This window comes from Niastella sp. (assembly GCF_045805085.1).
GTDB lineage: Bacteria > Bacteroidota > Bacteroidia > Chitinophagales > Chitinophagaceae > Niastella.
The window spans coordinates 1-12384 of the sequence record NZ_JBJMLX010000520.1; the positions used below are offsets into that span (position 1 = coordinate 1).

Sequence of the window (12384 nt, forward strand, 5' to 3'; positions counted from 1 at the left end):
GTTGAAAGATTTTGGCGACGGCGTAGGTTTTGCTACCGCAGCACGTACACAGAACGCTAATGAAAATAACAAAGCTGTTATTGAAAAAGCGCTGAAACGTACCTTCTCGCCTGAGTTTTTGAACCGTATCGATGATGTGATCATCTTCAACTCGTTGAATAAAGAGCACATCTTCCAGATCATCGACATCCTGATGAAAGGAGTAATGAAACGGTTAGCTAACTTAGGGTTCACCATGGAGTTGACTACCGAGGCCAAAAACTTCATCGCTGAAAAAGGATACGATGTACAGTTTGGCGCCCGTCCATTACATAGGGCCATCCAGAAATACCTGGAAGACCCGCTTGCAGAAGAGATCCTGAGCCTGCATATTAAACAAGGCGACACCCTGTTGGCTGACCTTGACAAAGAGAACTCGAAGATCATGTTCACTTTGAAAGCGGCAAAGGAAAAATCTGAAGCCTCTTAGGATTAACAATCAAGGATTAATATAATAAGGTGGGTCACCCTCAGAGGGTGGCTCACCTTACTTTTTAGGGCTTTTTTTTAAGCATTTTTCCCGCCGGACTACAACTAATTAGGTAACCTTTCGTTAATAGAATTGTGTCCCTCGGTTTACATTATTCCTAGTATAAACTGGCATCTTCGACGTGCCGGCAAATTATTCAGGGCATCTCTAAGGTGATGACTGCTAACCAGGTGACACAGCGTAGTGTGCCGATTAAGTCCCACTACAAAATTTGATGTCGTCCGCCAGTGCGGACGACATTATTATGTCAGGGCTAGGGGAGTTGCCTTCTGTGGACTATTTTTGCAACATTATCTATGGAACAGAAGATCATAATCACCATCGACGGGTGGTCGTCTTGCGGAAAAAGCACGCTGGCCAAACAGCTGGCCCGGGAGCTGGGATACATATATATTGACAGTGGCGCCATGTACCGGGCTTTTACCCTTTATTTTCTGCGCAACCACGTTGACTGGACCCATCCCGAGATAGTACACGAGGCTATGCAACATATTAAGCTCACGTTTATGTCGAACCACAAATCCGGTCAAAGCGAGATCCACCTGAACGGGGAGAACGTGGAATATGTGATCCGCGACCTGGTGGTGGCTGAAAAAGTAAGCGAGGTGGCGGCCATCAGGGAAGTGCGGGAATTTGCCGTGCGGCAGCAGCAGGACATGGGTAAGAACCGGGGGATTGTAATGGATGGCCGGGATATCGGCACCGTGGTGTTCCCCAATGCCGAGCTGAAGATCTTTATGACTGCCGATAACGAGATCCGGGTTAAACGCCGTTTCCAGGAGTTGTATGAAAAGAACCCCAACGTTACCATGGAAGAGGTCAGGGCTAACCTGGAGATGCGCGATTATATTGATTCTCATCGCGAAGTAAGTCCATTACGCAAGGCAGATGATGCCCTGGAGCTCGATAACTCCCACCTGACCATAAAAGAGCAGCTGGAGATTGCCAAGAAATGGGTGCATGAACGCCTGCCGGCCCGTAGGGTTTAAAGATTGAGTTATGCTACATCCACTATACAGCCCCGATGGTAACCGTCGGGGCTTTTATATACCCAATAATTTATATTCATATTTTTGATAATCTTAACCGGGTACAGTACATTTGTCCTGCTCTGAAAGTGTCTCCTCTGAATTTACTACCTAAGCAGTTATGCTTCTATCCTACATCTAACCTGGTTAAGTGTATTGCTCATTTGTGTGCGTACAAAAGAACCCCGTAAATATCTGCACCCTATAAACGCTGTTTTGCCTCGTTTTACTACATAACCTGATTTTGTTTAATCCATTATTCTGGTCAAAAGCTACCGATGTTTGATCTGTACGCTGTTGTAAGCTATTCCTATACACATTGACAACTTAAAAACAAATTGTTATGAAGAGAATGCTACAAACAGGCGCATTATTACTGTTATGTGCAACATGGACCAGTATATTACAGGCTCAGTTGGAAGAAGATTTTACGCCCCATCCACCAAACTGGATATTGGCCAATGGGTATAGTTATCACACCATAAATGGCAATGATGTTATCCTTTCCTCCAACGGCAACAGTCCAGGAACAATTGGAACGCCCATTGTGATGAAATCGGCGAGTACCAATACGGTAAATTTTTGTGCAAGTATATTTGGGTATACGCCGCAGGATGCGCTTACTGCTTTGCCCTGCGCCGCCACCTACGACCTGTATTTCACCAACACCACCGTAAACAATGGCAACGACCTTGATGAAACAGATCCCACCAAAGTGTATGGCACCGTTAAAGGATTACCGGTACCGGCCAGCGGGGGAAAGGTTTGTAACTCGTTCACCTTTCCGGCTGCTGTTACGGTTACGCAGTTCCGGGTGTTCCTGGTGATACATGAAGGTTGCAATATGGGCAGCACCCGCTTTGCCTTTGATGATTTTGTTATTTCAGGGTTAACGGAAGTGTGTACAGGAACTGACTGTCCGCCGGTAGCATTGCCCGATGTGTTTTTGGTAGGGCCACCGGTGTTATCAGCCAATGTTGTTTTATATGGACCAAATGCCGCTTACCCGGCTCCTCCTGCAGGGTACCTGGTATCACAAGGCGGTTTGGATAACGATCCCAATGATCCGTATTCTGCTTTAACCTGGACCCTGCAAACACCACCGGACCCTGCTACCGGCAGTGTTACCATGAATCCGGGCGGACAGGGAACTGCTACAGTTACCCGTGCCAACAATACGATCACCCAGGTAAATTTCATTTATCAACTTTGTGATCCCAATGGTAATTGTGATACGGCTGCTGTAACCGTTACTTTCCCTGCAGGCGGTGCGTTACCGGTATCCATCCTGAGCTTTAAAGGCAATCGCAATGGCAATAACGTTACCTTGAAATGGGTTACCACCAACGAGAACGACAATGCAGGGTTTGAAGTACAACGGATCGTAAATGGCCAATATAAGACCGTAGGCTATGTGGGCAGCAAAAGCGGTTCAAGCGATTTTCAGGTCAGCTACCAGTTTGATGAAATAAATTTTGTGAATGCCGTAAGCTGGTACCGACTGATACAGGTGAACCAGGATGGCAGCAGGAAAATATTGCCCTCGCTGGCCATACGTGGATTGGATGAATTGAGGAAGATGCTGATCTATCCTAACCCGGGTATTGCGGTAAATGTATTATTCGGCAGTTCGTCAGTACGCGATATCTCCATCGTAGATGTGAGTGGCAAGCTGTTGAAACGCTGGAATAATTATAGTGACGATAACATTACCATCAGCGGGTTGCAACCCGGGATGTATATGATGCGGGTAATTGACAGGAGAACCAATGCTCAGGAAGTTTCGAAGATATTGATTAACAGATAGCCTTTACCTTTAATAACAATCAACGCCTTCTTCCCTGGCCTGGCCCGGGAGGAAGGCTTTTGTTTTTCTATATTTATTGTTGACTTGTTTTAAGTCAATTAAGTATTCCTACACTTGCAAATATGATGATCGCCTGTTACTTTTGATCTTTAGGGCTAGTATCATATCCAATCTTTCGTAAAACCTCACGCAAGTAAAATTGATTGTTCCCCAGGTAAATTTATTTCCAGTTATTCTCTGAACAAGCTGTATTAACCTCTATTACCGTAAAAGGAATGTTATGCTCCCACACACCATCGGGCGCATATCCCCGCCGGCTATTGTCGTTAAGACAGTTCACTACCACATTAATCAGTAATACATCTTAAAGAAATTATTTACTCCGTTATGGCGGCGTACAGGATACTATTGCTCTATACCCTATTAAAATAGTAAAAGCCAATATACCGAGGCGAACCACCCCCTAATATTTCCTAACCACAAAATTATTTTTATGAAACGGTATTTACTATTTGCATTATTCATTGCAGCAACGATTGCTGCACATGCACAACTGGAAGAAGATTTTAGTCCTAACCCTACTGGTTGGACGTTATCATCAGGCGCCGGCTTTGGTACTGTTGGTAGTGGTAACAGTGTGATTACCACGCCCGGTGTAGGTGGCAATAACCCGGCGAGTATTGGTACACCGGCGGTGAACAAGACTTCGAATACGGTAAAGGTTTGTTTCGATATCTGGGCTTATACATCTAACCTCAATACCCAGATAGCTTTTCCCTGCGCTACTTATGCCGATATTTTATTTGTAAGATCATCAGTTACTACTGCAAATGATGCGCAAGTGGCTGCCAATATTTATGCCCGTCAGGATAACTATTTATTGCCTACCAATGGCGGCACTACCTGTTTTACATTTACTTTTCCTGCAGCTGTAACTGCATCTGATTTCAAAGTGTTTATTTCCTTTCATGCAGGCTGTACACAGAGCGGTACCAAGTATATACTTGATAATGTTACTATCAGCGGAGTATCACTTATCTGCGGCGGAACGAACTGTGCGCCCGTAGCCCTGAATGATATCTTTAACCGGGTGAGCAGCACAGAAACCACGTTCAACGGGGCTTTATATGGGTCCAACTTAAATTATCCCGGCGGTTTTACCGTAGATGCCACCGGTACAGACAATGACCAGAACGATTTGTATCCCCATTTACAATGGTCAAGGTTAACACAACCGGTTAATGGCTCTATTACAGTAAACAGTGATGGAACCATTACAGTTACCCGAAACTCAACATCCGTTACCCAGTTAACATTTACCTATCGGTTAACCGATGACGGTCCGGATAATGATTTTTCCACCACCGCCGATAACATGACGGATGATGCTACGGTGACCATCAACTGGCCGCCGGCAGGTTCACTCCCCGTAACGCTGGTGAATTTTAACGGCAGCCGCAATGGATCAACTGTAACCCTGACGTGGACCACTGACATTGAAAGCGAAAATACCGGTTTCGACATCCAACGAAGCAATGGCAGTAGCGTTTTTGAAACAGTAGGCTTTGTAGCCACTAAAGCGCCAGGAGGCATCAGCTCCATGCCCATCAATTATCAATACAGGGAAACGAATACAGCTACAGGCAATACCTATTACCGCCTGTCACAGGTAGATAAAAACGGTACCCGTACAGTATCAACTATTAAAGGGATCCGTGGAATGCAGGACAATGCAAGAATGACGGTTTATCCCAATCCGGCCCAATCAGGCAACATGAATGTATTGTTCGGTAGCAGTGCTATTCGCAACATTGTGATCACCGACCTGAATGGAAAAACATTAAAACAGTGGAACGATTATCATGATGATAATATGGTGATAACCGGACTGCGTTCAGGCGTGTATATTCTTATTGCAACCAATAAAGGAACCAGCGAAAAGCTGATGCAAAAGCTTGTGGTTTTATAGGTATATATTAGGAATGGAGAGGCCCCGGCAACGGGGTCTCTTTTTGGTTTTAATAACTTTTACTTACAAACGCCGCAGGAGCCGCCGTTTCTGGCGCAATGGGCGCACCTGCTGCAGTTTTTGCAGGCGGTGCAATACCTGGACCCTTTGCAGGTTCCATGATGTTTATTATTGCTGTAAGCGTAACCGGTAAAAGCAGTACCAATGGCGGTAATGGCCACCAGGGCGGAAATGGCAAGCATTCGTTTCATAAAGGGTTGAATTAAGGAAGCAATAGTAAAAATTATTTGCCAGCCTGCCTATTGACGAAGGACAAGTTCGGAGGATCGCGGTGTGTTACAGGTGGTTGTGAAGGAGGGGTGGGGGATTTGTTGATGGAGGTCAAGATAAAATCAAAAAGCCGGTTTGCACCGGCTTTCAAAAAATTATTCAGACTTATTTACCTGTTGCAAGTACTATCCCCAATCATACTCCTCATCATTCTTAACCGGCACACCCAGCTCAATATCGGTTACCTCATCGTATTCGGAATTTAAAACCAGCCAGTATTCTTCGCTGATATAGGTGGTAAAGGAGTTGTAATCTTCTTCCTGCCAGTCATTGATCTCCGATCCAAAGACCTCTTTTACTACTGTATCTGCGGGGGCCTGAATGATCGGCTTTCCTTTGTAGGTGAGCTTGGGGTTGGCGCACCGGATATAACCCAGTTTACCTTCATGCTCCTGGTAAAACGAAAACTTGATCTTGCTTTTGTTATACTGATAAATTAATTCATTCTCATCATCTTCATCTTCGTATATCTTATCGGGTTTGCCGAGTTTGGCTGTTATGTCAGCTTCTTTCATGCCGAAGGTAAAATCTCCAATTCCTTTTTTAAGCCTAATGTCCATATGATAACAGTTTTATTAAGTTTCTTTATTCGCTTTTATATATTCCAATAGCTCATGAACGAACGGTATCTGTCCCGGAATTAGTTTAAGCAAGGTAGTAGCCTGGTCAAACCACTCAAATTTATCCAATTCAGGAAACTCCACCATTTTGCCCGACCGGGGTGGCCATTCCAGCGTGAAAGTATTGCTTTTTATGTTGTCGGTGGCAAAGTTCTGTTCAACGGCCCACACATGTACCAGTTTACCGCTTTTTTGTTTTACAGATGTGAGGGGGATAAACGGGCCGGTAATATCGATATTTGTTTCTTCTTTAAACTCCCTTATAGCGGCGCGCAGGGATTCTTCTCCTTCGTCCATTTCTCCTTTTACAATGCTCCAGAAGCCAACGTCTTTATTGCGGTAATAAGGTCCTCCGGGATGGCCAATGAAAAAGAATGGCTTCCCCTTTACCAGCTTGTAGGGTAATATACCGGCACTTTGCTTCATGCCAGTAAGGTAAGCCTAAAACGGAAGAACCCCATCCTTATTCAGAACGGGGTCCTTGCTTGTCATGTCAGTATACCTTCTTGATGAACTTTCTGTTTTTCTCCCCCTCCTTCCGGAGGGGGCCGGGGGGAGGCTAGCGCAAGAACAGCATCTCACGGTATTTTGGTAACAGCCAGTACTCATCGCCTACCAGCAATTCCAGCTTGTCGGCGTGGTAACGGATCTGATCAAAATACGCTCCTTTGATAGTATCGCAATAAGCGATGGCTTTGTCGCGGGTGTTAGAGATAACGTTCGCCTTTTTACGGGCTTCGATCATCTTTTCAACCAGTTCAGCCATTTTGTTTACATGCTCAGAAACTTTGGTCAGGATCTGTTTCTGGTTAGCATAGCTGTCTTCTTTCAAACCGATCTCTTTCAAACCTTTGATGTTTGCGATCAGTTCGTTCTGATATTTAATAGCAGCCGGTAAGATGTGGCTGGTAGCCAGCTCACCCATTATACGGGCTTCAATTTGTACTTTCTTGAGGTATTTTTCCAGCTCGATCTCATGACGGGCTTCCAGCTCAACGTGTGTTAATACGTTGTTGCTTTCGAACAGGTGCTTGGCTTTTTCGGTAACCATCGCATCCAGCGCTTTTGGCGTAGTGCGTACGTTAGGTAAACCGCGTTTTTCAGCTTCCTGGTGCCATTCTTCGCTGTAACCGTCGCCTTCAAACAATACTTTTTCGCTGGCTACGATGTACTCGCGAATAACGTGCATGATAGCGATCTCTTTTTTCTCGCCTTTTTCAATTAAGGTATCTACGTCTTTTTTGAATTTCTTCAGCGTTTCAGCCATGATAGCGTTCAAGGTAGTCATGGGGTTGGCGCAGTTTGCAGTAGAACCTACAGCGCGGAACTCGAATTTGTTACCGGTGAACGCGAACGGTGAAGTACGGTTACGGTCAGTGTTATCGAGTAACAGCTCAGGAATGCTTCTATGCAGGTCTAACTTCAGGATGGCTTCATCCTGCTCATCGAATTTGCCACCCACTCTTTCTTTAACATCGTTCAGTACTTTGTACAGGTACTGGCCAATGAATACAGAGATGATCGCAGGAGGAGCTTCGTTAGCACCCAGACGGAAATCGTTTCCGGCAGAGGCGATAGAAGCACGCATTAAGTCAGAATAATCATATACAGCCTTGATGGTGTTCACAAAGAATGTGAGGAACATCAGGTTGGTCTTTGGGGTTTTACCAGGAGCCAGCAGGTTGATGCCGGTATCGGTAGCCATAGACCAGTTGTTGTGTTTACCACTACCGTTAATACCGGCGAATGGTTTCTCATGCAACAACGCACGTAATTTATGACGGCGGGCAACGCGGTCCATAACGTCCATCAACAGGGTGTTATGGTCAACGGCTACGCTTACTTCTTCGAAGATGGGAGCGCACTCGAACTGGGCAGGTGCAACCTCGTTGTGACGGGTTCTTAAAGGAATACCCAGTTTGTAAGATTCCTGCTCGAAATCACGCATGAAAGCGTAGATCCTGTCAGGGATAGCGCCAAAGTAGTGGTCTTCCAGCTGTTGGCCTTTGGCAGGAGAGTGACCGAATACGGTACGTCCACCCAGAACCAGGTCAGGACGGGCATTGAAGAAGGCTTCGTCAATAACGAAGTACTCTTGCTCCCAACCCAGGGTTGCGTTTACTTTGGTTACGTTTTTGTCGAAATAGTGGCACACTTCAACTGCAGCTTTGTTCAAAGCTTCGAGCGACTTTAATAAAGGCGCTTTATAGTCGAGGGTTTCACCGGTATAAGAAACGAAGATGGTAGGGATGCACAGTGTTTTACCCTGACCGATCTCCATAATGAAAGCAGGAGAAGAAGGATCCCATGCAGTATAACCGCGGGCTTCAAAAGTTGCACGGATACCGCCGCTTGGGAAAGAAGAGGCATCTGGCTCTTGTTGGATCAGTGCATCACCGTCGAAAGTTTCGATAGCGCTGCCATCCCCTTTAATAGTGAAGAAAGAGTCATGTTTTTCGGCAGTTGTACCAGTTAAAGGTTGAAACCAGTGTGTATAGTGAGTAACACCCTTTGTCTCAGCCCATTGGCGAAGTCCGGCCGCGATCTGGTTAGCCATGGCGCGGTCAATTTTCTTTGCACCCTTGATCGAAGCGTTCAGGCTCTTGTAAGCCTCATCGCTTAAAAACTCACGTGCAGTTTTTATAGTAAATACATTCTCACCGAATATGCCGGTAATTTTGGTTGAACCTTCCACATCCACGCCGTTCGACTGGGAAGTAAGGTCGTTGATTGCTTTAAAACGTAATGATTCCATCACTAAAATTTTTGCTTTTGTGCAAATTAAAGACAATTACCCTGTCTAAAAAATAAATTGAATTTATGTCAGGGTTTTTTCGATAAAACACAGAAATACCGCAGGCAAAAGACCTGTTTGGTCTAAAAAAAGGGTGAAAAATGCGATTTTTTTAAATATATATTTTTTTGCTAATCTGGTTTGGGGCGTTCCAGTTTGTACAGATCACCGCCACAGAAAGCAATAAAAGCTCCGGAATAGCTTTATACCGCACAATTGCCCCGGGAAAAGGGATCACATACCCTATAAATATATATAATGTAAGGCTAATGGCCAGGCAAAACAGGATAAGCGGCTTTTGAAGGGTTTGTTTCGCATGGATATCTCTTTTTATAATAGCTAGCAACACCAGCAGCCAGCAAACGATGATCTCCACCGCTGTCATGAGCTGTAAAGCCCCCTTTGCCTCCCAAATGGTTGGGCGAACAAATGTATGGCTCAGGGCCTGGGGCAGCACCCGGGCAAAACTGGTTGCCGTTGGCTGCAGGCTGTCGAGCGGAAACCGGGTACCATTTAATTTCAGGAACGACTGCTGCCGTTCTACGATCACGGCAGGCAGGTTTTTGGTTGGCGAAATCCAGGCGCTTGCAAAGAACAACAAACCGCCAATGCCATAGATATACAGAAAGGCAGCTACCGGTTTTTGATTAAACTTTACAGAAACGAACCAGGCCAGCAGGGCAGGTAGTAATAATAGCAGCACCTGGCTCCGGAATATTATAATGCCCAGCATGCTGAGTAAACAATACAGCACCGACCATTTTTTGTGTTCATACAACCACCGGCGAAAATGCAGCAACAACAGGGCCAGGAAAAATAAGACCAGTCCATCGCCCCGGATCCCACTTAGCCAGAACACCAGGGGTGGAAAGAAAAAGATCAGCCACAACAGCGGTTTTCTTTTGCCGGGGAATTCTTTTACAAACAGGCTGAATAACCAGTAGTGTCCCCAGAACAAAATGAAATTGAAGAATACCACATTGATATAATAATTACCGCCGCTGAAGATATCGGCTATGCTGAGTATTTTACTTATGCTATCACTTTCGAGCGTATGGATATAGGCGCTGAGTCCATTCCAGAAGGTGCCGCCGGCCCAGGCAAAAGATTCGGCAGGTAACAGCTCAGTGAAATAACGTCCGGTTTCATGTTTCAGTTTATGCAGGTCCTGCAGGGAGTAGAGATGATAGTTCCAGGTATCGTCGCCATTATAGTAATGCGCATAGATATAGCCATACAAACAACCCAGCCCTACTTTAAAAAGAAAGGCCAGACTGCACTCTGTAAGGGTCAGGGGTACCTTCCTGCGGGTAAGGCGGTAGAGTATATAAATAAATACTATACTATAAAACAGGATGCCTATTATATACATAGATTAATTGGCTCTTGAACTAATGCCGACAAATCTATACATTTGATACCAATTTTATTGAATGGTTGGTGCTCATAAGTTGATTGCCTTTGTTTCTAACAGTGCGTGGTCTGTCTACAATTTCAGGTTAGATGTGATCCGCTACCTCATGGCTCATGGGTTTCAGGTAATGGTGCTGGCCCCTGATGATGAGTACTCTGGCTATCTGCAGGAGAGTGGCTGCCGCTTCATACCGCTCAACTTCAATAATAAAACGGAGAACCCCGTTTCCGACCTTGCTTTTTACCGCCAGCTAAAAGACCTGTACCGCCAGCATCGCCCCGATTTTATTTTTCATTATGTGGCCAAACCTAATATTTATGGTTCACTGGCTGCCGCAGCCATTGGTATTCCATCGGTGGCCGTTATTACCGGATTGGGCTATCCTTTTGCCAAACGCAACTGGCTGTACCGCGTGGTAAAGCTCTTGTACAAACGAGCCCTTCGTAAAACCAGGGAAGTGTGGTTCCTGAATAATGAGGACGCCAAAATTTTCATCAACGAACACATTGTAAATATTGAAAAAGTAAAGGTATTGCCGGGCGAAGGGGTTGATACCGACTATTTCTCCTTTCCCCAACGCATTGCTAAAAAAGACAGCGAGCCTTTTACTTTCATAATGAGTACCCGCCTGCTCAAAAGCAAGGGCATTAGTCTGTATGCCGATGCCGCCCGTATTTTAATAAAGAAGAATTATGCAGTTCGGTTTGAACTGATCGGCTTCTTTGAACAACATCACCCCGATTCTATTTCTCAGGAAGACCTCGATCGCTGGCAAAAGGAAGGACTGATCCACTATGGCGGGTTCGCCAAAGATGTGCGTCCGTTTTTACAGCGGGCCGATTGTTTTGTATTCCCCTCCTTTTATAATGAAGGTGTTCCGCGTTGCCTCATGGAAGCGGCCAGTATGGAAATACCCGTGATCACCAGTAATACCCGCGGTTGTAAAGAAGTGGTGGTGAATAATATCACGGGCTTTTTGTGCCACCCGCACGATCCGTTTGATCTGGCCGATAAAATGGAACGGATGATCAACCTGCCATTGGAAGAACGGAGCCGCCTCGCCCGCAATGGCCGCGCCCTCGTGATCAAAAAGTTCAACATAAAACATGTGATCGACGAGTACATTGCTACGCTGAATGATAACTGGGCGGAGTAGCTGCCCACTTCAGGCCGTAAGCCGTCGCGGCAACAAAGACCTTGCACCCAATTCTTAAAACTTTATTTCAGGAAATTTTGTCTCCAGAAAATCAAGCACGCCCGATCTTTTGATCTGTTTTTCCCTTGTCCAGGTGGTTAAATCGGGTAGGGAATAGTGGCAGTTGTTTACATTCTCCCAGGTAAAATTCTCCAGGTTGGCATGCAGGTAAAAATAGTTGCCGCCAAACTGTTTTTGAAAGTTACGTACCCACGCATAATCATTGGTTACAACCGGCATACCGCAGGCAGCATAGTCGAGGAATTTGGCTGATGTTTGTTGATTATATGGAATAATATCTGGCATATAATTGATGCCAAAGCGGGCCTGTTGCATCTGCGCATACACTTCATGATTGGGAACAGGTCCTTTAAAGGTAATGTTGGTAGCATGGGCATAAGTGCTGGCCAATGTATCATAGTCGCGGGTAAGCATCAGCAGGGTGCGATCTTTTAAGGCGCCGCTGGTAAAGCGATCGAGTAGTACTTCAATCTTACGGCTTTTATCTACTGTGCCTACATACGCAAAATCATATTTCTTTTCTGCAGCTGGCAACAGGGCTACCTGATCGGGAATGCCGTAATTGCGGATGCCGGATGGAATATCATCTGTTGGGTTTATTTGTTGCCGTACATATTCGCTGTTAAAGATCCGGTAATCGGGCGTGGCGTTGATCAGTTTTTTGAGCCTGTCTTTTA

The 12384-nt window shown here is 45.4% G+C and carries 10 protein-coding genes and 1 pseudogene; 5 read left to right on the plus strand and 6 right to left on the minus strand.

Annotated elements, in window-relative coordinates; genetic code table 11:
* The 4 genes and pseudogenes from ACJ751_RS27030 to ACJ751_RS27045 all read left to right on the plus strand — a co-directional run.
* Positions 1-469 (plus strand): annotated as a pseudogene (locus ACJ751_RS27030) (ATP-dependent Clp protease ATP-binding subunit); the annotation flags it as partial.
* Positions 470-825: 356 nt separating this feature from the next.
* Positions 826-1518, plus strand: coding sequence for a (d)CMP kinase (gene cmk, locus ACJ751_RS27035; protein ID WP_407748657.1), 693 nt, complete (start codon positions 826-828; stop codon positions 1516-1518).
* Between the two features lie 382 nt (positions 1519-1900).
* Complete coding sequence (locus ACJ751_RS27040) at positions 1901-3364, plus strand: T9SS type A sorting domain-containing protein (protein WP_407748658.1); 1464 nt, start codon at positions 1901-1903, stop codon at positions 3362-3364.
* A gap of 493 nt (positions 3365-3857) precedes the next feature.
* Positions 3858-5333, plus strand: a complete 1476-nt coding sequence (locus ACJ751_RS27045) for a T9SS type A sorting domain-containing protein (protein WP_407748659.1) — start codon at positions 3858-3860, stop codon at positions 5331-5333.
* A 59-nt stretch (positions 5334-5392) separates the two neighbouring features.
* Here the strand turns inward: ACJ751_RS27045 and ACJ751_RS27050 are convergent, their stop codons facing one another.
* The 5 genes from ACJ751_RS27050 to ACJ751_RS27070 all read right to left on the minus strand — a co-directional run bounded on the left by ACJ751_RS27050 (position 5393) and on the right by ACJ751_RS27070 (position 10449).
* Entirely contained in the window at positions 5393-5584 is a 192-nt protein-coding gene (locus tag ACJ751_RS27050) for a hypothetical protein (RefSeq protein ID WP_407748660.1), read from the minus strand.
* Positions 5585-5788: 204 nt separating this feature from the next.
* Entirely contained in the window at positions 5789-6223 is a 435-nt protein-coding gene (locus ACJ751_RS27055; RefSeq protein ID WP_407748661.1) for a hypothetical protein, read from the minus strand.
* 15 nt (positions 6224-6238) lie between these two features.
* Positions 6239-6709, minus strand: a complete 471-nt coding sequence (locus ACJ751_RS27060; protein WP_407748662.1) for an NUDIX domain-containing protein — start codon at positions 6707-6709, stop codon at positions 6239-6241.
* 133 nt (positions 6710-6842) lie between these two features.
* Positions 6843-9038 (minus strand): glutamine synthetase III, encoded by a 2196-nt coding sequence (locus tag ACJ751_RS27065; RefSeq protein WP_407748663.1) that lies wholly within the window; start codon positions 9036-9038, stop codon positions 6843-6845.
* A gap of 151 nt (positions 9039-9189) precedes the next feature.
* Positions 9190-10449: a hypothetical protein gene (locus tag ACJ751_RS27070; RefSeq protein ID WP_407748664.1), complete on the minus strand. Its 1260-nt coding sequence runs from the start codon at positions 10447-10449 to the stop codon at positions 9190-9192.
* Positions 10450-10510: 61 nt separating this feature from the next.
* Here ACJ751_RS27070 and ACJ751_RS27075 point away from each other — a divergent pair, with 61 nt between their 5' ends.
* Positions 10511-11647, plus strand: a complete 1137-nt coding sequence (locus tag ACJ751_RS27075) for a glycosyltransferase family 4 protein (protein ID WP_407748665.1) — start codon at positions 10511-10513, stop codon at positions 11645-11647.
* Positions 11648-11701: 54 nt separating this feature from the next.
* Here ACJ751_RS27075 and ACJ751_RS27080 read toward each other — a convergent pair.
* Positions 11702-12384, minus strand: a 683-nt coding sequence (locus ACJ751_RS27080; RefSeq protein ID WP_407748666.1) for a hypothetical protein, incomplete at its 5' end; no start/stop codon positions are given.

What these genes read in the sequence shown, in the direction of transcription:
- cmk (WP_407748657.1), top strand. Translation starts at nt 826, where the DNA reads ATGGAACAGAAGATCATAATCACCATCGACGGGTGGTCGTCTTGCGGA.
- ACJ751_RS27040 (WP_407748658.1), top strand. Translation starts at nt 1,901, where the DNA reads ATGAAGAGAATGCTACAAACAGGCGCATTATTACTGTTATGTGCAACA.
- ACJ751_RS27045 (WP_407748659.1), top strand. Translation starts at nt 3,858, where the DNA reads ATGAAACGGTATTTACTATTTGCATTATTCATTGCAGCAACGATTGCT.
- ACJ751_RS27050 (WP_407748660.1), bottom strand. Translation starts at nt 5,584, where the DNA reads ATGAAACGAATGCTTGCCATTTCCGCCCTGGTGGCCATTACCGCCATT.
- ACJ751_RS27055 (WP_407748661.1), bottom strand. Translation starts at nt 6,223, where the DNA reads ATGGACATTAGGCTTAAAAAAGGAATTGGAGATTTTACCTTCGGCATG.
- ACJ751_RS27060 (WP_407748662.1), bottom strand. Translation starts at nt 6,709, where the DNA reads ATGAAGCAAAGTGCCGGTATATTACCCTACAAGCTGGTAAAGGGGAAG.
- ACJ751_RS27065 (WP_407748663.1), bottom strand. Translation starts at nt 9,038, where the DNA reads ATGGAATCATTACGTTTTAAAGCAATCAACGACCTTACTTCCCAGTCG.
- ACJ751_RS27070 (WP_407748664.1), bottom strand. Translation starts at nt 10,449, where the DNA reads ATGTATATAATAGGCATCCTGTTTTATAGTATAGTATTTATTTATATA.
- ACJ751_RS27075 (WP_407748665.1), top strand. Translation starts at nt 10,511, where the DNA reads ATGGTTGGTGCTCATAAGTTGATTGCCTTTGTTTCTAACAGTGCGTGG.